This window comes from Pleomorphovibrio marinus, from assembly GCF_003347495.1.
GTDB classification, from domain to species: Bacteria; Bacteroidota; Bacteroidia; order Cytophagales; family Cyclobacteriaceae; genus Pleomorphovibrio; species Pleomorphovibrio marinus.
The window spans coordinates 137005-158937 of the sequence record NZ_QCXY01000002.1 but is presented as its reverse complement, the minus strand read 5'-3'; the positions used below and the strand labels follow the sequence as shown (position 1 = coordinate 158937).

The following is a 21933-nucleotide window of genomic DNA, read 5'->3' as shown; positions in this document are numbered from 1 at the left end:
GAACCCCTAAATTCGATCTCCTAAGACCTAATCATAATAATCAGTCACTTTTGATGATTTTGCACTAAAAAAAAAATCTTGTAATTTAGTTCTGATGACCGAAACAATCCCGTTTACCTATAAAGGGTCTGTCCTGAATGGTGTTACCGATAAGTGGGTTCTTGGAAGTGATGTCGCTAAGGTGAAAGACATGTTTCAAAGGTGCAAGTACTTTCCTCCTTACCCTGGTCTTTTCATAATCCAATATAGTATTGAATGCGGAAACCAATAAGATTTCCAGACTAATTGTCAATCTCCCCTCCTAAATGTCAATTTTACAGCAATGATTTAATTAGTTAATACATCTTAAATTTAGATATTCAAAGACAAATTAAATTTTGTGTAGTAAATAAAATTTTCATATTTCCCTGATTTTACAATGTTTTAATTTAAATATCAGAAATCAAAAAATTATCTTTATTAATAATTTGGTCCAAAAAAATCCCATAAGAATATTTAATTCCATTGGAATCCTTTCCCGCAATATGCATACACAATCCATTATTGGAAAGATCTGACCATAACATACCAGAATCCCCCTCATCAGTCCTCCCATCATGAAGTATAATTCTCACATCATAATGCTTACCATCTTCATAAAGGTTATACGCATCAACCATTCCCCGAATTTTCATATTATGAACGGTACTAAATCCTTTAACAAATAACCCGATTAATTTTCCAGTACGGCCCAAATTAATACTATCTAGAAAATGGCAATCATATAGACAATTACTAATTCTCTCAAAAAATTTTGCTTCAACCTCAATGAAAGAATAATCCATGCGCCTATTATTATCTGTATTAACAGGTAAATCCTCATTTAAAAAACCAAACAAATGCCAGATTTTAGTTATGGTATTAAAAATATCAAATCGAATTTTAGAACCATATCCGTAATAAACCTCACCAAATGTGATATGGAATGTTGTTAAACCAAAAAATTTACCGTTTCTCCTAACATATCCGGTAAGAGTACCTTCACCAGCAGCATAAATTTTTCTAAAATTCATTCAATTAAAATCTCATTTAGTGTAGTAACTCCACTAACTTGTTTAACTTCATATAATTTAAACACTATTTTATTTTCTAGAATATTATCAATATTTTCAAACTTTTTAATTGCTTGAGAAATTAGGTTGATTATTTCATTAATGAATTTATTATATTTGTTCCAATTATCATTTATATTAGGATCTGTTTTTTTTTAATTCTTTCAATTCAACTTTTTGAGAATTTAAATAATCTACAATTTTATTTATATTGGGCTCATCGTCTAAAGACCCAAAGCTATATATTCCTTGAGAAATTCCTTGAACTCTTTCCTTAAGAATTTTACTTTCATTTATAACCTTTGTTGAATCAATTGCTCCATTAATAGACTCTTCAAATTCTTCAATATTATGCATTAATCCACTTAATTTCCGCGATAAATCACCTCGAATATCAGATTTTGAACTTTCTAGTTTAATTTGTCCAGCTTCAAGAATAGACTTATAGGAGGGTCCCTAAGAGCCTGCCAAATCTGCTACAGATTTAATGGTTTCGGAAACTTTTGAATCTGAAGTATTTCCAAAGGAAGTCATATATCCATTTTGAAAGTCAACTTTTAATTCAGCTTTGCCCAGTCCTGATCGAGATTTGGCATAGTAATAATCATTCCTGTCTGGCAAATAAATGATGCTGGTTTTAACAGCAACATCCTTAGCAGGGTTATATTCCACCAATAAATATGGCTTAGGGTAGTAAAATTTTAATCCTTTTTCTGTACCTTCATCATTGATAATTTTAATTTTTGCACAACCGATGGCGTTGGATAATAAAACCGTAGCAAGAATAATTGTTAAATTTTTCATTTTACCAAAGATTTTAAACCTGAAACTACCACAGTTGATTTTACTACAATTTTATTCTATAAATTAAATAATTTCATCAATTCCAAAATAAATACATTAAAAATAGCAAGTAAAGATCCGATTATAAATAGGCCAATACCGATTCCTTCCCACACTCTTGAACTTTTTGGTTCTTTTGAGACTTGTTCAAAGGTTGCTAACCGAACAGAAGTAGCATCAGATAACGCTTTATCTAAAGAAATTTTTGAGTCATCAAAGTGTTTTTTTAGATTGAAAACATTATCAGTAATAATGGTTGATACCTTACTTCTCGCATATCTTGATGATAGTATTGATATCATAAAACAGGAAATAGTAAGAGATAAAATAACAATTATTATAGCAGCAAATATTGACAAAGATGCTTCCCCTAAAAAGTTCCTATAGGCCGCTATACCCCAAATCTCAGCTAAAACAAGAGTGGTCAACCACCTATTATTTTCAACAATATGATCAAGCTCCTCATGGTAGGTCTGTTTGAGGCCATACATATCATTTATAAATTTTTCAACAATTTTATCACCATCATACATATACCTTTAATTAAATTTTAAACAAACCACTCTTGCCAGAGCTGAATTTATAAAACCCAACCTGTTGTTATGAATTTTTTAATAAATAACTATATAATTCACAAAACCACCTATTAACACATGAAGAGGAACCTGAAATTGTTAAACTCTAATAGAATGGTTGAAATACAAAATAGAAAATTGTATTTACCCTAAATGACATTCTTAATAGGGCAATATCCAAAAACTCTCAAAAAACTCCACTCGATTACTCTAATATTTAAAATTAATGCTCCGGAATGAATTTTGCAAATTTTCTCTAGATTTTTTTCGTTGGGTAGATACAAAATTCGACAAATACGGAAAGTGCCTATTATATTATTGGCTTGACCAATTATTGCATGACTCCCTAAATCAAAGATGATTCCTTTAGAATAATCATTAATGTGGTATTTCCTATTGGCAACACAAAAACTCCATTCACACTGCCCGGCCAATCTTAGTAAGTAATCACAGTCAAATCCGAACCCTGATATCCATATTTCTCTCTTTTCTAAATTGATGTCCTTTTCCCAAAAGACAAAGAGCCGCTCCTGTCTTTTGCGGGAACGGCCTTGGGTTTGCGGGATGACTGTTCCATTTTTTAGGAAGATCTACTGTTTTAATTTCTCTGATTTTAATGTCCTCTGGAATTTTAATTTCAAGCTGGGCAAAGTCGCCAAAGTTAAATGCATTGTAACTGGGACAAGGTCCTGATTTTGGAAATATAAATAATTCCCGTTCCTTTTGAATTCCACCTGTTTCCTGATTTTAAAGCTCCTTTGCCTCTTATTGTGTTAGCTTATTTCCTCTTTGACAGTCGAAATAGTATGGCCATTTTAGCTATCGTTAATTGGACAGCAACGCTTTCCCATGGGGTTAGAATTGTCCAAAAATTCCATATCATGATCATTTTGGCGGTTAATTTGCCTTAATCGTTTTTCTTCCATCGGATATGTTTTAACCCTCTACTGAAGTAACCCACCATGTATTGCCATTGAGGTCCCTTACCCCCCCTGTTCGTCCGTAATCCTGGTTGGAAAGCTCCATTACGACAGTGGCACCTGCATCCAGTGCTTTTTGAAAGGTTTCATCCGCTGAATCCACGTTTACATAGAGCCCTGCCGGTTGCGGTTCCCAATTTTCGTTACTTTCGCCAGCCATAATGGTGCTGTCACCGATCATAATTTCAACGTGCCTTATTCGGCCGCCGTCGTCAGTGTGTTTTTGTTTTTCGGCTGCATCAAAAACTTCCTTCGTGAACTTCAAAAAGGCCGTCACGTCCTTTAGGATCAGGTAGGGCATTACGGTTCGGTAATAGTCAGGATTTTTCATTGTGTTTGTATTTTAAGGTTTCCATTTCAAGACAATAGCAAATATAGCAGGTGCAAAATCTTGTGAATTGTAAAAATCCGACGTATTCATAGTGACTTTTACGGTCTGATATTCCGCTTAATGCTACTATAAGGGATGGTACTTAGATATGAAATGAAAAGGTGTTAAATCACTGTACTGTTTCCCTCCATTCAATCCCTTCCGCATTTCCGGAAAAGAATTCCGAGGGATGGTACCCCGAAAAACTTTTGAAATCTTTGATGAAGTGGGATTGATCGTAGTAGCCACAGGATAGGGCAATTTCGGTCAGCGTTACCTGCATGGCTTGCTCATACCGATTGCAGGTTTCACCGAAGCGAACCAACCTCAGGTATTTTTTTGGAGGAAAGCCCGAAAACTCTTTGAATTTACGCTCAAATTGCCGTTCCGATAGGTTATAATGATTGGCAAGTTCACGAATAGTATAGTACTTGCCGGAGTCGACCACATGCCTGATGGCCGAGATGGCGGGATGGTCATACACTTCACCTAGTTTAAGCTGCTTTTCAAGGAAAGCAGTCACAATTTGAATGCGGGAGTTTGTATCCGAGGCTAAAAAAACACGCTCTTCCAACTCCGATCCTGCATTACCGAGAACTGAAAATAGGTCAGGCATCACATTGGTGAGTTCGACAGGAGAAATTTTCAGCAAATGCCGGACTGCAAAAGGATACAGATAGACGCCGAATATACCGAATGATCCTTCGGTTACGAACCGCCGATACCGGTCGGTCTGCGCATGAATCCCTGACAGGAAGGATTCGCTTCTATTTCCGCATTCCGTAAGCTCATCAAAGCGACCTTTATAGTGAAAAATAAGTTCGGAGCAATAATCAGCCATGGAACGGTAGGTATAAGTCTCATCAAGTTGATCACCCTCAAAAACCCAGAAAAAACGGACTAGTCCTTCCAGTTTTTTTGAGGGTAAATAGGTGTGGTACTTCAACATAGAGCTCATAATCAGTAGTATATACGAATATAATCAAAATTCCCCAAACTGCTCTTCCAACCATTTCAGTCGAAATTTCACCTACTTCTGAGGTCTCGCTTAATTCTCCTTTTTCTACCTTTTTTCAATTCGATACCTTCTTTCTGAGCAATACCCAATTTATGAATAAAATCTGCCTTACTTTCAGCATTCTTAGCTTCCCGAACCAAAGCCCCACAGCCGTTCCTGACCGTAAAAGCTGCTTGCTCAATACAAACTCCTTTTTTTCAGCCAATAAATATTTATGAAGGCCCAAGACCTTTACTGCAAACCCAAAACTCTGTCTCAATATGGCTCCCTTCCTCTCATTTATCCTTACCTCCCGCACAGCTCCTTATACGCGCACCACTTGCACCGCTCCAAATCGTCAGTCTGATCAAAGGGCACCTTTGTGTCGAAAAGCTCTTCCAATACCTCACGAAGTACCTCTTCCACCTCAAGGCTATAATCGGAATAATCTTCCACCAGGACTCCATCCTTCCTGGATTCCTTCTTTTCCAAATAAGGACTGAAATTCGGGTTAAATAGCTCCTTCAGGTTGAAAATGGCAGGTTTCAAGGGAAGCTCGTTTTCCGGGTGGCTGTATTGATAAAGCAACCCATAAAATAGGGTTTGCATGGCTGCCTTGTTTCTGTTTTTTATATCCCTGTCAAACAACTGCCTAACCCCGGGAAAGACCTTTTTGTCTCCCCCGGATTTATAATCAATCAACCTGATGGAGCCCCTGTGCAAATCTACCCGGTCAATTATCCCACCCAGCAATACGGATTTGGCATTTCCAGATGGAAAAATCTCGAAGTTTGCGTTGTAGCGTTTCGATTTTTCAAGGGAAACTATTTCAAAAGGAGCTGTTTGTCGGTCTATTTCCAGTATCTGAAGCAAATATTTCTGCAAGACATCCCTGGCAATGGCCAAATGCCCACCCAGTTTTAACTCCTTGTCTTCCTCCATAAAATAATACTGCCGTATGGCCATTTCAATGGCAGGATAGACATAATCCTTCAATCCTGAAAAATCCTCAGCATGAACCACCCTCCTTTTCTTTCTCTCCATAAACCCTACATACAGAAATTCTAAAGCAGCATGGGCTAGATTTCCAAAAACAGCGGGATCCACATCCTCGCTTACCGTTTTTTCCTCCTCCACCTTAGCAATGTATTTATAGTAAAACCTAAGTCGGCAATCCAGGTAGGTGTTGATGGCCGAAGGAGATAGCGCTCTGTCACTTTGCTTTGAGCCATCTCCCAAATATTGGTCAAGGACTTGTAAGATCGCCCCATCCTTGGCTATACGGATAGCCTTGGTTTCTCCGAGATCTACGGGAATGAATACCACTTCCTCTGCCTTTTCCTCCTCCGAAATGCCCATTTCTTCCTTTACTTGGATGATATACCTACTTTTCTCCCCTACCCTGCCCTGCTCCCCGGCTGTGGTATAAATAAGGTGGACCTCTTCGGATTGATGTAGTAGCCTGTAAAAGGTATAGGCATAAATAGCGTCATTTTGCTCTTGAACTGGCAAGCCAAAAGCCTTCCTGAGGTTATAGGGCACCAGGGAGTTTAGGCTGTTGGAAGGGGGGAAGCTGCCCTCGTTCATATCGCAAATAATTACTCGCCTGAAATCCAAGTTTCTGGACTCCAGCACACCCATAATTTGTAATCCCAAAAGTGGCTCCCCCTCAAATGGCAACTTAAGCTCCCTATATATTTGCTTAAAAAGCCGAATGACAAAGTCTAGAGGCAGAGCTTCCTTCCCTTGTTGTGGCAACAACAATTCCCGGAACCTGTTTAATTGCTTGTAGCACTGGCCAAGATAGGTGGATTCCAGGATGTTTTCTGAAGCCTGTTCGTATAGTGCATTCATGATTTTTCCCATCCTCTCTAGTAAGCCCGCCACACCTGTGATGTTTTCAAAAACAAGTGCAAACAACCCCCCAAACTTTGTAAGGTAGGTTTCGCTGACGTAAATTACATTAGTAGAGGTAATATAAGACAGGGCTTCCTCACAATGCCGCTTTTGATTAGCCTGCATATATACGGATCCCAAAACATCAATAACTGCCTTATGGTAATAAACCACATTTTTGTCTTCTGCTTTCCTGAACCTTTGCAATTCCAAAACGGCCTCCAGAAAAGTATACACCGGTGTATTCTTAATTGGGTAACCCATAGTGACATTTACCGCAGATACCTGATCAGGCAAGTGACCCAACAACGGAAATAGCAGGTTTTCATTGGGCAAAATCACTACAGTGTCCTCTAAAGCCTCCGTTTCCTTGTTCCCTTCCAAAATCTTGCCTACAATATTTGCTTGATTTATCCTCAAGGGAGTGGTATAGGTTTTTATTTTGGTCCTTTTTGTACCAATCCTTTCAGGAATTGGGTGTTGAAAAGTAGGACCAAGCACCTTATCCTTCATGTAATCCCGAATAAAAAAACCAGCCTCTTGCTGGACATCCTCCACATAGTAGCTATCTATATCCCAAAAGAGCAAAGCATGATGTTCCCTAATAAAAAACTTGACCAATGCTTCCTCGCAAACTGTAAAGGCATTAAAACCCACAAAAGCTATTTTACCCCCATCCCATTTCAAGCCATCAAGATCATCGACCACCTTTCTATATATCATGCCGGAATAGGCCATCCCTATGGAAACAAGCCTGGCCTTAAAACGCTCATATACCAAGCTAAGCTTATCCCAAAACCTCAAAAAACGCTCCTGATGCTCCGTTTCTCTCTGGGAGAAAGAGCTCCAAAAAGTCTGAATTAAAGTCACCTGTTCGGGAGTCAAAAAACTCCAATCCTTTTCAAAAGCCTTTATTTCGGCAAGTCTGCTGTAAAGTTTACTTGCATCTACCCTAAACTGGTCAATGTCGTTAAAGTCCTTGAGCATCAGTTCCCCCCAGAAATAAAACCGATCCAATGGTTCAGGATCCTTTATGAGCTGCACATATACTTGATGCAATTCAAAAATCAAAGTCAGCTTATCGGCTGGAACTTGGCTTCCCAGGTCATAAAACAAGTCCTCAATAGTGATCACCCTGGGCATCCAAGTAGGTTCGTTAACCAAACTTGATAGTTCCTTTACAAAAAAAACACCTGCCCTTCTATTGGGTAAAACCACAGTAAGCTCTTGGAGCCCACCCTTATGAGTTGCCAAAAGGGATGCGGCCGTTTGTCTTAAAAAACGATCCATATCAAGTTACTTCTTTTATGGTGATGGTATCCAGGTAACATATAAATCCTTCAGTGGGAAGTTTTAGTAAGGTTTTGACCAGTTGCATGTAATCTTTTACCTGCCCTTGGTGGGAGCGGTGCTCCAGGCCTGTTTTAAAATCCACTACCTCTGCATGATCTCTATAAATTACCACCCTGTCTGGTCTCTTTTGGCTGCCATCCGGCAGCATTATACCCTGTTCTGTCAGGATCTTTGCTTCAGTAGAAAACCAATTGGCAAAAACTGGCAAAGAAAACAGCTTACTTATTTGACTTTCTATCCGATTTTTTTCTGGTTCTTGAAAAACGCCTTCAAAATAAAGTTCTTCGAGCTTAACCTTGACTTCATGCTCATTCCTTGCCCTTTCCAAAATGCTGTGCACCAACTGCCCAAACCACAATTTTTCCACTCTACCCTCAACCTGATCATCAAAACTCAAAGAGGATGTTTTCACCTTGAGCTTCTTTTGCCAAGACTGCTGAGACCACCTTAGCCGAGGGGGTAAAAGCACTCCCATTTCTCTATTCTTTATTGCAGGCCATTCTCCGTATTCAAAAACCTTCTTCTCTTCATCCAGAAATTCACTTAAACTCATCTCTTCTCCATTAAGGCTCTCTGTTTCCAATACCTTTAAGATGTTTATTCCCAAATTCCCCATCGAGTGCTTACTGGTGTCCTTCCATGGTGAAAGTCCCCAAAAAACCTCTTCCGCACGTGTGAATGCAACGTAGGCCATGTTGATGGTATCCAAATAAGCCATGATTAGCTCCTCCTGATATACAGGTTCAAAAAGGGAATCCATTAAATCAGGCCCCATGTTTATCGGTACCACACTACTGAGCTGTTCTTCTTCCAAGGTAAAAGGAGTCCAAACCACCGTGCCCTTCGAGTGATCTACTATCTTCCAATCCAAAAAGGGCATCAGGACCACCTTGAACTGCAGTCCCTTTGATTTATGGATAGTGAGTATGCGTATGGCATCGTGTCCCTCCGGAATCCTTACGGTCAACTTGTCCTGTTTTTCTTCCCACCACTTCAAAAAACCTGTCAAATCGGCCCTGAATTTGGAAGAAAAATCCATGACGGCCTCTTTAAAGGCCGCAAGGTAAGCTTTCTCCTTACCTTGGTCGTGAAAACTAAACCAATCTGCCAATTCGTTGACCATTTCCACCAGGGGAAGCTTTAACCAATGCAGCTTTTTATTTTCGAATTCGGCAATTCTTTGGGATATAAAATCCGGATAATTCTCTTTATCAAAAACCCGGTGTGTAATTTCCTTTCCCATTACCTGGGCATAATGTAACCATAGGGACTGTTGATGGGAGGGGTTACCATCTTTAAGGTATTTCATTGCAGCTACTAGGCATTTTACCTTTTCCGCCTTTCGAATAAGCAAGGCTTCTTCTGACAATACGTCGAAAGAATGGGGGCTATTTGGGTTCGATAGACCATAGCTAAGCAAGGTGTCGGCAACTTGTTGACCCTCTTGGTTTTTTCTCACCAAAAATGCGATATCCCTGGGTCTATAGCCCATTTCCTGAAGCTGGATAACCATTTCAGGTATACGATCCAAAATAAGTTCAGACATCGATTGCTCCTCATCCCCTGCATCCAAAAACTCAAGTTTTACCTTCCCATGAAAATCCAAAGCTTCCTTCTTGGCATATATCTTTTGGGTGACTTCCTTATAGGCACTTTCCAAGATATCCGTATTGGATACTCCATGTGAATCTTGGAGCACAGCTGACAATTGCTTTGGAAGCAAGGAGAAAAGGGTGTTGTTGAAGTTTACGACTTTGGGTAAACTCCTAAAGTTCGTGTCCAATGGCTTGACATCAATACCGAAATGCCCTAATTCCGATTCCACCGTTTCTAAAAGGAGACGTAGTTCTCCTCCCCTCCATCTGTAGATCGACTGTTTTACGTCCCCTACCAGGAGGTTTACATTTCCTTGGGCAAGCGCATTTACCAGAAGTGGCCTAAAACTGGCCCATTGAAACCCAGAAGTGTCCTGAAATTCATCTATTAAAAAATGCTTGAACCGGTTACCCACCTTTTCATAAATAAAGGGGGCATCATTGTTTGCAGTAATGGATTTCAGAAAATCATTGGCATCAGAAATCAACATGATGTTTTCATCTTCTTTGAGTTCCTCTAAAGCCTCCAACAACTGCCTGAAAACACCATATACATAGAAATTTTTACGTATTGCCTCTATGGTTTTGTAAGGGGGGTACAAGGAGAGTAATTGGCCCCAAAGCTCGCCTAGCCCCTCCCTAAAGGCTTCCTCTACTTGTTCTTTTTTTTTGGATGATTTGGTGACCCAATCTACCACTTCATCCTTTGGGGTAAGTTGTGCTGCGGTGAGTTTGGGAAGGGGTTCCCTAGGGTCCCCCAGCAGGTCAAAATATTTTGAAAAGGTTCTAGTACCGCCTTTAAAATCTGTCCAGTCCAAACCGTGCCTTTCCCTTATGGCATTTGATTTGGTTTTAATTTCTCCTGCTTGTTGGGCAATATTGGATTTTTGCCGCTGAAGGTATTGCTTTAAACCATCCAGGTTTTCCCTCTCCTTCAGAAACTCCCTAATTTCTAGTTTATGGGTCTTGAAGGATTCCTGAAACAGTTCCCTGCCTAAGTTTCCGATGGCTGATTTAATGTCCCAGGTCTTTCCTTCCCTTATCCTGTCTATGGCATAGCTTACCAACCAACGATGCAGGTGCTCGTCTTCCATGACCCTTACCAAAAGGCGATCCACCAACCTGCTCAAAACGCCTTCCTGATCCATCTCCACATCGAATCTTGCCTGAAGGTCAATCTCCCTTGCAAAAGCCCTGATCACACGTTGAAAAAAACTGTCGATGGTGCTTATCGAAAAGGAGCCATAATCGTGGAGCAAGGAGGTCAGCGTGGACTTGGCCAATGCCTTTAACTGCACCGCATCCACCTGTAAAAAAGAAAGGATTTCAGCATCCATCTTCTCTTGAGGATTTACCTCCCGGGTAAGCCGGGTGAGCTCCTTCAAAATTCGCTCCTTCATTTCCGTTGTGGCCTTGTTGGTAAAGGTCACCGCTAATATTTGCCGGAATGCACCTGGTTGTCTCAACGCCAGCTTCAGGTACTCCATGGTGAGCGTATAGGTTTTTCCAGAACCTGCGGAAGATTTGTAGATGATAAAGGGAGTAAGGGTCGGCTGCATAAGAAAAAACCGTTAAAAGTTGAAGATAATAAAAAAATCCAGATTCCTCTCGCCCACATTACCTCTGTTTTTCCTTGCAAAGCCTCCCAATCCTAATTAAGTTTACTTAAAAAAGGCCTATCTAATTCCGAACTTCAATTAAGAGCGAAACATAATACCAAATAAAAATGACCCAAAGACGAAAATTCTTCAAGGAATCCTTAGCCGCGGGCTTGGGATTGGCTGTATTGCCAGGGATAAGTACATATGCCTCTGCTTCATCTCCAAAAAAAAAGCGTAAAGACAACCCCTACACGATCTCACTGGCGGAGTGGTCATTGAGGGACTGGTTAAATAGCGAGAAAATCTCCAATCTGGAATTTCCCGAAACCGCTAAAAACGTTTTCGACATTCATGCTGTGGAATATGTTTCCAGCTTTTTCAAGGAAAAGGAAACCGACCAGCAGTACCTCAAAGAACTTAAGCAGAGAAGTGATGATCACGGAGTGACCAACGTGATGATCATGGTGGATATGTGGGGAGATGACGGGGCCTTGGCCCACCCTGAAGCTAACAAGCGTACCCAAGCCGCAAACAACCACCACAAGTGGGTGGATGCAGCCAAGTTTTTGGGTTGCCATGCCATACGGGTAAATGCCTCTGGATATGGAGATGCCGGTTATAAAGATGCCTTGGGCTATTTCTCCGATGGTCTTGCCAAACTGGTGGAATACGGTGCCCAAAACAACATCACCATTATGGTGGAAAACCACGGAGGTTTATCCTCTAACGGAAGGTGGCTTGCTGAAGTAATGAGGCAAGTGGACCATGAGCATTGTGGAACCTTGCCCGATTTTGGCAACTTCCGTATCAATCTGGAATCCGGGATTTTCTATGATCCCTACATTGGTGTGGCAGAGCTTATGCCTTATGCCAAAGGGGTAAGTGCCAAATCCATGGGTTTCGGCCCCGATGGCCAGGACACCACCATTGATTTTGGAAGGATGATGCAGATTGTTGCTGCATTCGAATTCGAAGGGTTTGTGGGCATAGAATGGGGAGGTGGATATGGCAAGAAGATGGACGCCGAAGAAGCCATCAAGGCCACAAAAAAGCTTCTGGAAGAAAGCATCCATGGGTAACCCTAGATATGTTGGAAAAATGGAGTTGCTTGTGAAATAGATGACTTAGTGCAATCGGTTGCCTAAAAATTTTCTTATATTGCCAACTCATTTTGATTACTATTTAGCCCAATACTTGACAAAAAGCAAAACCAAAAAAATTATGAAGCGAACTATTCTTGCCTTATTCACAGGGTTAGCCATTGTAGCGACCTCCTGCAATGATCAGGAAGTAGAATCCAAAGAAGGCTGGACCAATTTGTTTGATGGACGCACACTAAACGGATGGACTAGGCTGGACGGCGAAGCCGAATTCACGATTGAAGACGGAGCCATCGTAGGAACAGCAGTGGCCAATACGCCCAACACTTTCCTTGTCACCGATGAAAAGTACGAGGATTTTATTCTGGAACTCGAAATCAAAGTGGAACATGAATCTAGTAACTCCGGAGTCATGGTAAGGGGGCAACATGACCCCGAAGCCAGAGATGGACAAGGAAGGGTCTTTGGTTACCAGGTAGAAACCGACCCCAAGGAAAGAGCTTGGTCGGGAGGAATCTATGATGAGGCAAGAAGAGGCTGGCTATACCCCCTTACCCTTAATCCAGATGCGAAAAGCGCCTTTAAACTTGGGGAATATAACCAATACAGGATTGAATTTCTTGGCAATACGATAAAGACCTGGATAAATGGTCAAGAAGTAGCCCATCTCGTGGACGAAATGGACAAAAGCGGGTTTATCGGCCTGCAAGTACACAGCATCAGAGACGAGGCCGACGCGGGAAGACGTACTTTTTTCCGAAACATTAGGATCAAAACCGAAGACTTTGACCCAGAGCCATTTGATTCGGATATTTTTGTAGTAAGCACAGTTCCCAACCACCTTACTGAAGAAGAAAAAGAAAGGGGTTGGCGCTTGCTTTTTGACGGAAAGAGCAGTGAAGGCTGGAGAAGCGCAAGAAAAGAAGGATTCCCCGAGAAAGGATGGAGCATTAAAGACGGGGTATTGACTATAGAAGCCTCTGGAGGTGGGGAATCCACCAATGCGGGAGATATCATTACGGAAGAGAAGTTCAGTGCCTTTGATCTGGCCTTTGATTTTAAACTCACCGAAGGAGCCAATAGTGGCGTGAAATATTTTGTCACCCTCAACGAAGGTACGAGGGGTTCCGCCATAGGCTTGGAATACCAAGTTCTGGATGATGAAAAGCACCCCGACGCCAAGCAGGGCAAGGATGGCAACCGCACCTTAGCCTCCCTATACGACCTAATTCCGGCAGAAAAAGAAGGCAGGTTCGTACAGCCAATAGGGGAATGGAACAAAGGGCGAATTGTGGTACACCCAAACAATAAGGTCGAGCATTTCTTGAATGGGTTGAAAGTCCTTGAATACGAAAGAGGATCGGAAGAGTACCGTAAATTAGTAGCTGACAGTAAATACAAAATCTGGGAAAACTTCGGCGAAGCTGAAGAGGGGCATATTTTGCTTCAAGACCACGGGGATGAAGTCCACTTTCGAAGTATAAAAATCAAAGAATTATAAACCGCCAAACCAAAACAGACCGGGGCCCCAGGGTCTCGGTTTTTTTTACCCTGCCCTTAAGCCACTTTCCTTCATGGCCAGCCTCACTTGTGTGAGAAAATGGCTAACTTTCTTCTTTGGGTCACCAGGCCCCAAAGTCTCAATGGGCAAGTATCCATGGTAGTTGCTATTCGCAATAATACGAAACAGCCTTCCCAAGTTCACAGGCTTTGGCTCCCCATAATGGTTCACCAACTCCTTGATCTGCCAACTAACCGCATGATGGATGTTTTTTTCAATTTCGCTATAGGGATCATGGACTGAATAGCTTCCTATATCAAGCACCAAGCCATACCATGGAGAATTGACCTTTTGGGAAAGGTAATTGACCTGCTCCGCGGTTGTGATAAAATCATCGTGGTTTTGCATTGCTACCAGTACCCCATGTTCAGCTCCAAACTCTACGCATTCCTTTATGTCCTCCACCATCCAAGCGGCCACAGCTTCCCATTGCTCCTCCACTATTTTTTGCACCCCGGAAAAAATCCTGAGTATAGGGGCACCCAACTTTGCGGCGGCCACTATCCAATTTTTGACTAGGGTTTTATCTTTTTCCCTTTTATTGGCATCATCGTAGGTGAAGTCATTTCTCACACCAGTGCCACTGATGTGAAGGCCTCTAGCCAATGCTTGTCGCTTAACCTCGTAGAGGTAACTATCCGACGGGACTTCAGGGTAGCCTTTAAGGTAATAGGCAGTTAAATCCACCCCCCTAAAACCCTGCTCGGCACAAAAGTCAAATAACTCCGCTAGGCTCATTTCCTGCTTGGTAAGAGGCCCATTAAAGGAATAGGCATTAAGGCTCAATTTCAAGTTATTGCTTGGAACTTCGTAGGTAGAAAGCCATGGAGAGTCAGTAAGGGATGCAAAAGGAACCACAGCTGAGATTGTGGCTGTTTTTAGAAATTTCCTTCTAGTTGTATTCATTGGGTTTATTTTTGCTGAAAAGTACAAGTTAACTAATCCATTCGATACAGCCCCTGAAAAATGCAACATTTTGCAAGATCCGGGTATTTTTCAGGAAACCTGTGCAATCGATTGCGTAAAAATTGGCAATTGACATAATTAATTTTTAATATTATGTCAATTAAACGAAAGCAGCATGGAAAATACACTTAAGCCTACAAAACAGACTTTTTTGACCGATGATTTTCTCCTGAAAAGCAAGTTTGCAAGGAGACTGTATCATGATCATGCCAAAAAAATGCCCATCATAGATTATCACTGTCATTTGTCTCCCAAGGATATTGCAAGCAACAGACAGTTTGAAAATATTTCCCGGGTATGGCTTGCGGGCGACCATTATAAATGGCGTGCCATGAGGACCTTGGGAATAAACGAACGGTATATTACAGGGGATGCCTCGGATAAGGAAAAGTTCGAAAAATGGGCGACAGCGGTCCCCTATACCATGAGAAACCCCTTGTACCACTGGACTCATCTAGAACTCTCCAGGTATTTTGACATTGATCAGTTACTGTCGGCCGAAACAGGTAGTGATATCTATGAAGAAGCCACTTCCTTACTCCAAAAATCCTCCTACAGCACTAGAGGGTTGCTAAAGCGGATGAATGTAGAGGTAGTCTGCACTACTGACGACCCTATTGATGACCTTAATTTTCATCAAGAAGCCAAAGGACTGGATTTGAAACTATTACCAGCGTTTAGACCGGATAAGGCTTACGCGGTGGAAGATCCCTCCAGCTATCTGGAATACCTGGACAAACTGGAACAGGCCAGTGGGATAACCATAGATCAATATTCTGATCTTCTCAGTGCCCTGGAAAAAAGGGTGGAATATTTCCATGAAAATGGAGGAAGACTCTCGGACCATGGTCTGGAACACCTCTATTTCTTCAAAAAAGGCACCTTTGAAGTGGACCAATTGTTTAGCAAGCTTAAAGGGGGTAAAAGACTAACTCAAGAAGAAATCAATTATTTCAAATTCGAAACCCTGACTGCCTTAAGCAAGATGTACCATGCTAAGGGATGGACACAGCAATATCACCTGGGTGCTTTGAGGAATGCCAACGAAAGGATGCTGCGCGTCCTCGGCCCCGATACGGGATTTGACTCCATTGGAGATTATCCCCAGAGTGTAGCTTTGGCCAAGTACCTCAATAACTTGGACAGCTCGGACCAGTTGTGCAAGACCATACTCTATAATCTCAATCCTGCCGATAATGAAATAATGGCCACTATGGTGGGGAATTTTAATGATGGATCGGTTAAAGGCAAAGTGCAGTTTGGTTCAGGATGGTGGTACCTGGATCAGAAAGATGGCATGGAAAAGCAGATCAATGCCCTTTCCAATATGGGCATCTTAAGCTGTTTTGTGGGCATGCTTACCGACTCCCGTAGTTTCCTTTCCTTCCCAAGACACGAATATTTTCGGCGCATACTCTGTAACCTTATCGGCCAAGACGTGGCGAACGGGGAGCTACCCGAGGATGAAGAGTGGCTGGGACAAATGGTGGAGGACATATGTTACAACAATGCCCGAGAATATTTCGGGTTTTATGATATCTAGTAAATGGCTTAAAAACTGATTTCCATGGCGGTCTTGAAAAGGATTAAGCCAGGGTTGAAATACTCTTATTTATTGTCCATTTAACTTACCTCCCACCTCCAAAAGGTAACAAACCCCTCCCTTAAAAATAGGGAGGGGCTTGGGGTGGTTAAAACGAAAGCCTTGATTTAGGCAGTACCAATGTGGGTTTGGAAAGTATTGCCCTTCATGATTTTCGCAACCCAAATCCTGAAGGACTGCTGTAGTTTCTTCTTCACCTCCGTTCATTGGGCAACTGTGGTTATTTCCTAGGTTCCCTTCCGTAAATCTGTGGCAATTGTCCCTCTGGTTACTTAATTCTTTACATTCTACCTCTCAGCATCATGTTCCAATACAGGAATGGCAATCCGTACTTTTTCAGCAGCCACATGCTGTATTGTTCTTTAGTGGTATCCATCAGCTTGGAGAGCAAGGGGTCGCTGTCTCTTACGTTGTTATATTTGAATTCAGCAAGTACCATTCTGCCATATCGTGTGACCAGAGGACAGGAAGAATAACCCTCGTATTTTTTAGTCCCTATTGACTTAGATTGAATCATTTCAAGGATATTATCCACCACCACCGGGGCTTGTTTGCGAATAGCTGCACCTGTTTTGGCAGTAGGCAAGGCCGCCACGTCCCCCAAACCAAATACATTGGGATACTGCTTGTGCTGCAAAGAATGTATATCCACCTCCATCCAACCTTGATTTGCCCCTTCTTGGATGGAAAGGGAAGAGTCTCGGATAAAATCAGGGGCTCTTTGGGGTGGTGCCAGATGGAGCATGTCATATTTAATCTTAATATCTGTTTCCCCAACCATTTCTTCTCCTAACCCCTTGTCTATTACCATAGCACAGTTTTGAAGATGGCTATTCATAAATCTGAAGGTGATTTCCCTTTTTGGAGCATCTACTTTAATGGGTGCATAAAAAGTCTTTAATGCAATATCCCGGTCGATTACAATTTTGCTCAGGGTTTTTGCTATTTCCTTCACCCCAAAGATTACCGAACCGGGGGTGGCAAAAACCACGTTTATCTGATCCCTAACCCCCTGCTTTCGGAAATAATCCTCTGCCAAATACATGACTTTCTGGGGTGCACCCCCACATTTTATGGGGGTGTTGGCTTGGGTAAATATGGCATTGCCTTCTTTAAACCCCCTTAGCATCCTCCATACCTTGTCCGGATCGGTGTACACGCTGCCCACTGATGAGGTCTGCATGGCTTCCTCCAAACCAGGAAGTAGGCTAAGGTCTATGGTTAACCCCGGTGCTACCACCAAATATTCATAGGTAAATGCCCCACTGCTTGCCGTTGAAACTGTGTTATTCTCCGGGTCAATAGCACCGGCCTTATCCTGTATCCATTCCACTCCTTGGGGGATATAGTCGGCTTGTTTTCTCCTGGTATCCTTAAAATCATAGGTTCCTGCCCCCACCAAGGTCCATGCCGGCTGGTAATAGTGAAACTCCGAAGGCTCAATTAAGCCTATGGATAGGCCTTTATTCCTTCTTTTCAATTGTGAGGCAACCATGATTCCTCCGGTACCCCCTCCTATAATCATCACTTGAAAATGCTTCATAACCCAATTTTTTTGACATGAAGGTATTTCAAAACCCCAAAAAGGACAGTGATAGATGTCACATAGGAGGCTTTTAAACCGATGTGGAGTAAATGAAAGAATCAGTGCCTTAAATGTATCAGCAACTTAATGGCGTTGTAGAAAAGGGTGATTTGAATACTGATGTGCAAAACCTACAGCTCAGTAAAGTGAAGACACGAGTTATTTGTGTAATTTTCAAGCTAAGAAATCAAGCATGAGGGGATCGTCACACTCTGGGATGATTTTTGTTGCGAGATTCTCCCGAAACGAGTTCGCTGAATCGAGTTCCCCGAATCAAGTTTGGGGCAGGCAATATGGTAAATAAAAAAAATGTAAGCACATGAAGGTTCCTTTTCTCCTTTTGTCGATGCTGTTTTCCCTGCATCAAGTTACTTTGGCCCAAAGCCCTACCACGATTACAGTGGAAGGCAAAAGCGAATTGCAGGTAATGCCAGATGAAGCCCTGATAAGGGTAAACCTCAGCACCAAAGCCCTTAAAACAAGCGAGGCCACACAGGCCCTAAATGACAAAACAAAGGCGGTGGAAGCTTCCCTAAAGAAAACCGGAAGTGAAAATTATACCTTCAAAGCCGCAAATTACTATGTCAACGTAAACCGTATATACACTAGGGGAAGTGCTAAGGACAGTGGCTACGTGGCTGCCCAAACCCTGGAAATTACGGTAAAGGACACTGCAGAAGAACTAATAAAGATCGTAGAAGCCCTGCATCAAAGCGCGGATATGGGGTTTCAGCTCAACTTCAGGTTAAGCAGGGAAAAAACCAGGGATTACCAAGATCAATTGCTGAAGATGGCCCTGGAGGATGCCCAACGCAAAGCCAAGTTGATCGCCGAAACCATGGGGCTTGCACAAACAAAAGTAAACGAGGTGGACTATGGAAGCAAAAGGTCCTTCCAGCCTGTTCCCTATAGAATGGAAGCCATGATGATGAAGGACAGCGAGGATCGTACGGCTCCCACTTTGGTGCCTGAGGAACAGACCATCAGTGACCAGGTTAAAGTGGTGTTTTTGGCGGAGTAACCCCTAGTCGAAGCGAGTCACCTCCACAATCTCCGGAGCTAGCCGCTCCCGATCCAAGTAAACATCCCTCAAAACCCTATCCCGGAGCAGGGGCAACTGTTTCCCGGCAAAGGGGCTCCCTGGTTGGGATGCGTTTCCATAACTGGTCAAGCCTCTGACACGAATGGGATCACCAAATTCCACCAAAGCCACGTAGGTGTCTCCGTGGGCCGGAATAAATTTCCCATCCTCATCTTCCCTTAGGGTCATTGTACGAAACGCCCCCATGGGACCTGGGCCACCATTTCCCGGTAAATCCTGGCCATCCCATCGAAACCTAAAAACCTCTCCCCAGGGAATGGACAAATCACCGTATCTTTTTTCCACTTCTTGAGCTGCCTTTTTCAAAGACTTCAGAGCCTTTTCCTTGTCCTCAATTCCTCTTGGCGTATTCCATGGATCATGCTCATCCCAGGGATGTTCAAAGCGCTCAGAAAGGTTGTCCAATAGCCTTAAGTTTGTCGCTCCCCCTACCCATTCCCTCACAAAATGGTCAAACAAAATTGCCCCCTCACTTTCTGCTTTTGCCAACTTATCCCATTTTTCCAACACATCTGCTGCCTTTATCAGAAACTCCTCGCCGGTACCCCTTGCTATTTCAATCAAATCTTCCAAGATATGTTTCTCCAACAACAAATAGCTGTCGTGTTTTAAGGCTTCCAGACTTTCCATGGTAATGGAATCATTCTGGATCAGCATCTGGATGGACCTCATGGTACGAAAGGACATTTTCATCTCCGGAGCCATGTAATCAGGAAAATATTCAGCCCGGTTAATGGGTGGCCAGGTGGCTGTCCAAGGTGGCTCGTTGGTATTTTGCAGCCAACCTGTAGGCGGATTCAACACCTGAGGAAGATCTTCAAAAGCATGGTAATCCCACCATAAGGTGGCACTGGTATCACCCCTGACTACTCCCTCCCAAAATGCCCAGTCCCCCATGGGTTTCTTAGGCACCCTAGCGTTAAACAAATTGAAAATATTGCCTTCCCTGTCCGCAAACATAAAGGTATACATTGGGATTTGAAGGCCCTGGATGGCGGAGATGAATTCCCCGTGGTTCCTTGCCCTACACATGTCCCAATATTGCTGCAACATTCCAGATTGGTTCAGACCCACCACCCTGAGCGCAAAGGCCTTGTTCCCTTTCTTTTCCACGACTGGACCGTGAACACTTTTTTCGACCTGAAAGGAAATGGAGTCCATTTCCCCATCCTCCCTTTTGATTTTTATAAAGGTGCTATGGGTCTCAAATGCCCGTTCCTCCCCATCCCAGAGATATCCAGCCCCATGTAGGGAAAGCGCATACAAATCCTGGCCATCGTGTGTGTTGACAGTCTGTGCGTACCCTGCATCCGGATTAAAAGCCATGGTCAACACTGGAAAGCCAATCCTAGAAATACCATAGGCATTGGTTTGTGGGCTGTTCAAATGGGCTTCAAAGTAGGTAAAATAGCCTGTCCAAGGCAGGTGAGGGTTTGTCAACAAAAAGGTGTTACCAGAAGCACTTTTTGATGGCCCAATAGCCCAAGCGTTGGAACCTAAGTCATCACCAGACAGGGCCAAGGCAGCATTCACCCTTGCCGGGGAAGCCAAAAAAGCAAAATGGGTTACCCGATGGCAATGTGCCAAAACATCTATCCCACTTATTGGAAGCACCTGCCTAAATTTATCCCCTATTTGATCAGGGTTTTGCGTTGCATAGTCATTTATCCCCGCGGCAAAGTCATTAAGGTACTCCTGCCATTCACTATCAAACCCAGAAAACCAATTTGCAGATCTTTCATATACCTCATTGGTAAGCACCCACTTGTCTGCCTCCAGATATTCTTCCCCCCAGTATTCCGCTCCTCTACCTCTAGCTTGGCCGTAAAGTTCAAGGATAAGTTTTCCGTGATTTTGGGCCTGCGCCCAACCATAAGCATAAAATAGCCTGTTGTGATCTTGTGCATAAATATGGGGAATTCCCCATTTATCCCATAAAATTTCCACATCGGCGGTGTCTTGGGCAAAAAGAAACTTGCCCATCAATAGCATGCAAAATGCTAGGTAAATAGTTCTCATAGGTGATCTTAGTGGTTAAAGGTGGCTAAAAGTTAGGAAGTATTTTTTGTAAACAGAATTAATCAAGGGTTGAAATAGAGATCAAAGCCCTAATAGTGAACAAAAAACTACAATTTGGTTAGGCAATCCTTCATTTACCCATATTGGTCTAATGGGTTAAATTCTGAATTAATCTTCTTAACCTCCTCATAATGAATATTTATTTAAAACTTAGTTGTAAACTAAATAATTCTTATTAACTTTGTAATGCCGAGGGTTAGATTCCGTCCCGAATTTAGTTGCATAAATGAAACTAAATGATTAAGTTGGAAAAAAAACAAAAAAAGCCATGAAAGCACTTACAAGAGCAGAAGAACAGATTATGCAGATCCTTTGGGACCTCAAAGAGGGCTATGTTAAGGACATCCTGGAACGCATGGATGACCCAAAGCCTGCTTACAACACCGTTTCCACCTTTATCCGGATTTTGGAGAAAAAGGGATTTGTCAAACACCATCCAGTGGGCAAGTCTCATTTATATTACCCAATTGTCACCAAGGATGAATACAGGAGTTATTCCATGAAACGGCTATTGGCAGGGTATTTTGGTGGGTCCTTTTCCAAACTGGCCAGTTTCTTTGCTAAAGAGGAAAACCTGGATCTCAAGCAGCTTGAGAAGATTATGGAGGAAGTCAAGGATGACGTAAAAAAATAAGG

At 42.3% G+C, this 21933-nt stretch carries 17 protein-coding genes; 5 read left to right on the top strand and 12 right to left on the bottom strand.

Annotated elements, in window-relative coordinates:
- Nucleotides 1–428: 428 nt before the first annotated feature.
- From DB520_RS06685 to DB520_RS06645, 8 genes are all read right to left on the bottom strand, one after another.
- Nucleotides 429–1052 (bottom strand): hypothetical protein, encoded by a 624-nt coding sequence (locus DB520_RS06685; protein WP_114748928.1) that lies wholly within the window; start codon nt 1050–1052, stop codon nt 429–431.
- A gap of 177 nt (nt 1053–1229) precedes the next feature.
- Entirely contained in the window at nt 1230–1448 is a 219-nt protein-coding gene (locus DB520_RS06680; RefSeq protein ID WP_114748927.1) for a hypothetical protein, read from the bottom strand.
- Nucleotides 1449–1547: 99 nt separating this feature from the next.
- The gene (locus DB520_RS06675) at nt 1548–1895 is read right to left on the bottom strand and encodes a hypothetical protein (protein WP_114748926.1); all 348 of its coding nucleotides are present in this window, start codon (nt 1893–1895) and stop codon (nt 1548–1550) included.
- A 56-nt stretch (nt 1896–1951) separates the two neighbouring features.
- Nucleotides 1952–2467: a hypothetical protein gene (locus DB520_RS06670; RefSeq protein ID WP_114748925.1), complete on the bottom strand. Its 516-nt coding sequence runs from the start codon at nt 2465–2467 to the stop codon at nt 1952–1954.
- 978 nt (nt 2468–3445) lie between these two features.
- On the bottom strand, nt 3446–3820 hold the full coding sequence (locus tag DB520_RS06665) for a VOC family protein (protein ID WP_114748924.1): 375 nt from the start codon (nt 3818–3820) through the stop codon (nt 3446–3448).
- A 169-nt stretch (nt 3821–3989) separates the two neighbouring features.
- A complete protein-coding gene (locus tag DB520_RS06660) occupies nt 3990–4817 on the bottom strand; it encodes a helix-turn-helix domain-containing protein (RefSeq protein WP_232834871.1) in 828 nt (275 codons plus the stop codon).
- A 345-nt stretch (nt 4818–5162) separates the two neighbouring features.
- Complete coding sequence (locus DB520_RS06650) at nt 5163–8042, bottom strand: PD-(D/E)XK nuclease family protein (RefSeq protein ID WP_114748923.1); 2880 nt, start codon at nt 8040–8042, stop codon at nt 5163–5165.
- A gap of 1 nt (nt 8043) precedes the next feature.
- A complete protein-coding gene (locus DB520_RS06645; protein WP_114748922.1) occupies nt 8044–11259 on the bottom strand; it encodes a UvrD-helicase domain-containing protein in 3216 nt (1071 codons plus the stop codon).
- Between the two features lie 167 nt (nt 11260–11426).
- Between DB520_RS06645 and DB520_RS06640 the strand changes: the two genes are divergently transcribed.
- Together DB520_RS06640 and DB520_RS06635 are read left to right on the top strand one after the other, a co-directional pair.
- A complete protein-coding gene (locus DB520_RS06640; protein ID WP_114748921.1) occupies nt 11427–12380 on the top strand; it encodes a sugar phosphate isomerase/epimerase family protein in 954 nt (317 codons plus the stop codon).
- A 142-nt stretch (nt 12381–12522) separates the two neighbouring features.
- Nucleotides 12523–13902: a 3-keto-disaccharide hydrolase gene (locus DB520_RS06635; RefSeq protein ID WP_114749400.1), complete on the top strand. Its 1380-nt coding sequence runs from the start codon at nt 12523–12525 to the stop codon at nt 13900–13902.
- A gap of 45 nt (nt 13903–13947) precedes the next feature.
- Here DB520_RS06635 and DB520_RS06630 read toward each other — a convergent pair whose 3' ends face one another.
- Nucleotides 13948–14868 carry a sugar phosphate isomerase/epimerase family protein gene (locus DB520_RS06630; RefSeq protein WP_157971958.1) on the bottom strand — a complete coding sequence of 307 codons (921 nt, stop codon included), beginning with the start codon at nt 14866–14868 and terminating at the stop codon, nt 13948–13950.
- A gap of 175 nt (nt 14869–15043) precedes the next feature.
- Between DB520_RS06630 and uxaC the strand changes: the two genes are divergently transcribed.
- On the top strand, nt 15044–16471 hold the full coding sequence (gene uxaC, locus DB520_RS06625) for a glucuronate isomerase (RefSeq protein ID WP_114748919.1): 1428 nt from the start codon (nt 15044–15046) through the stop codon (nt 16469–16471).
- A gap of 69 nt (nt 16472–16540) precedes the next feature.
- Here the strand turns inward: uxaC and DB520_RS06620 are convergent, their stop codons facing one another.
- Nucleotides 16541–16738, bottom strand: coding sequence for a hypothetical protein (locus tag DB520_RS06620; RefSeq protein WP_114748918.1), 198 nt, complete (start codon nt 16736–16738; stop codon nt 16541–16543).
- 73 nt (nt 16739–16811) lie between these two features.
- A complete protein-coding gene (locus DB520_RS06615) occupies nt 16812–18074 on the bottom strand; it encodes an NAD(P)/FAD-dependent oxidoreductase (RefSeq protein ID WP_114748917.1) in 1263 nt (420 codons plus the stop codon).
- A gap of 361 nt (nt 18075–18435) precedes the next feature.
- Here DB520_RS06615 and DB520_RS06610 point away from each other — a divergent pair, with 361 nt between their 5' ends.
- A complete protein-coding gene (locus DB520_RS06610) occupies nt 18436–19137 on the top strand; it encodes an SIMPL domain-containing protein (RefSeq protein ID WP_114748916.1) in 702 nt (233 codons plus the stop codon).
- A gap of 3 nt (nt 19138–19140) precedes the next feature.
- Here the strand turns inward: DB520_RS06610 and DB520_RS06605 are convergent, their stop codons facing one another.
- Nucleotides 19141–21237 (bottom strand): penicillin acylase family protein, encoded by a 2097-nt coding sequence (locus DB520_RS06605; RefSeq protein WP_114748915.1) that lies wholly within the window; start codon nt 21235–21237, stop codon nt 19141–19143.
- A gap of 328 nt (nt 21238–21565) precedes the next feature.
- Between DB520_RS06605 and DB520_RS06600 the strand changes: the two genes are divergently transcribed.
- Nucleotides 21566–21931 carry a BlaI/MecI/CopY family transcriptional regulator gene (locus tag DB520_RS06600; protein WP_114748914.1) on the top strand — a complete coding sequence of 122 codons (366 nt, stop codon included), beginning with the start codon at nt 21566–21568 and terminating at the stop codon, nt 21929–21931.
- Nucleotides 21932–21933: the final 2 nt, after the last annotated feature.

Coding starts and splice junctions, on each gene's coding strand:
- DB520_RS06685 (WP_114748928.1), bottom strand. CDS start 1,052: ATGAATTTTAGAAAAATTTATGCTGCTGGTGAAGGTACTCTTACCGGA.
- DB520_RS06680 (WP_114748927.1), bottom strand. CDS start 1,448: ATGCATAATATTGAAGAATTTGAAGAGTCTATTAATGGAGCAATTGAT.
- DB520_RS06675 (WP_114748926.1), bottom strand. CDS start 1,895: ATGAAAAATTTAACAATTATTCTTGCTACGGTTTTATTATCCAACGCC.
- DB520_RS06670 (WP_114748925.1), bottom strand. CDS start 2,467: ATGTATGATGGTGATAAAATTGTTGAAAAATTTATAAATGATATGTAT.
- DB520_RS06665 (WP_114748924.1), bottom strand. CDS start 3,820: ATGAAAAATCCTGACTATTACCGAACCGTAATGCCCTACCTGATCCTA.
- DB520_RS06660 (WP_232834871.1), bottom strand. CDS start 4,817: ATGAGCTCTATGTTGAAGTACCACACCTATTTACCCTCAAAAAAACTG.
- DB520_RS06650 (WP_114748923.1), bottom strand. CDS start 8,042: ATGGATCGTTTTTTAAGACAAACGGCCGCATCCCTTTTGGCAACTCAT.
- DB520_RS06645 (WP_114748922.1), bottom strand. CDS start 11,259: ATGCAGCCGACCCTTACTCCCTTTATCATCTACAAATCTTCCGCAGGT.
- DB520_RS06640 (WP_114748921.1), top strand. CDS start 11,427: ATGACCCAAAGACGAAAATTCTTCAAGGAATCCTTAGCCGCGGGCTTG.
- DB520_RS06635 (WP_114749400.1), top strand. CDS start 12,523: ATGAAGCGAACTATTCTTGCCTTATTCACAGGGTTAGCCATTGTAGCG.
- DB520_RS06630 (WP_157971958.1), bottom strand. CDS start 14,868: ATGAATACAACTAGAAGGAAATTTCTAAAAACAGCCACAATCTCAGCT.
- uxaC (WP_114748919.1), top strand. CDS start 15,044: ATGGAAAATACACTTAAGCCTACAAAACAGACTTTTTTGACCGATGAT.
- DB520_RS06620 (WP_114748918.1), bottom strand. CDS start 16,738: ATGAACGGAGGTGAAGAAGAAACTACAGCAGTCCTTCAGGATTTGGGT.
- DB520_RS06615 (WP_114748917.1), bottom strand. CDS start 18,074: ATGAAGCATTTTCAAGTGATGATTATAGGAGGGGGTACCGGAGGAATC.
- DB520_RS06610 (WP_114748916.1), top strand. CDS start 18,436: ATGAAGGTTCCTTTTCTCCTTTTGTCGATGCTGTTTTCCCTGCATCAA.
- DB520_RS06605 (WP_114748915.1), bottom strand. CDS start 21,237: ATGAGAACTATTTACCTAGCATTTTGCATGCTATTGATGGGCAAGTTT.
- DB520_RS06600 (WP_114748914.1), top strand. CDS start 21,566: ATGAAAGCACTTACAAGAGCAGAAGAACAGATTATGCAGATCCTTTGG.